Raw genomic sequence first — 289 nt, 5'->3', positions numbered from 1 at the left:
GGCCAATGTCACCGCATTGACGTCAACGGTTCGCAAGGCAGAGAACCGGGGCTGAAATACGATTTCATCAATCTGCGCAATCAGCCCGTTGACGCCAAGCCCGGTCTGCCCCAACCCATCCCCAAACGCGAGATCGAATTCCCCCGTCGGGGTTCGGTTCAGCTGAAGGAACACACCAGACACAGAGACCGAACTCGGCTGGATCTGGCCCTGCAACAGCGACCGACGCGCAAAGGCAATGCCGACCTGCGACACTTCCAACAGCTTGCGATCATTCGCTCCATCATAC

At 58.1% G+C, this 289-nt stretch carries 1 protein-coding gene; it reads right to left on the bottom strand.

The window, feature by feature from the left end; translation table 11 throughout:
- On the bottom strand, window positions 1–289 hold a 289-nt coding region (locus Q4528_RS13475; protein WP_303522031.1), incomplete at both ends, for a hypothetical protein.

Origin of the sequence: Staphylococcus pasteuri (assembly GCF_030547725.1) — a bacterium.
GTDB classification, from domain to species: domain Bacteria; phylum Bacillota; class Bacilli; order Staphylococcales; family Staphylococcaceae; genus Staphylococcus; species Staphylococcus pasteuri.
This window is presented reverse-complemented; position numbering and strand designations above follow the sequence as displayed.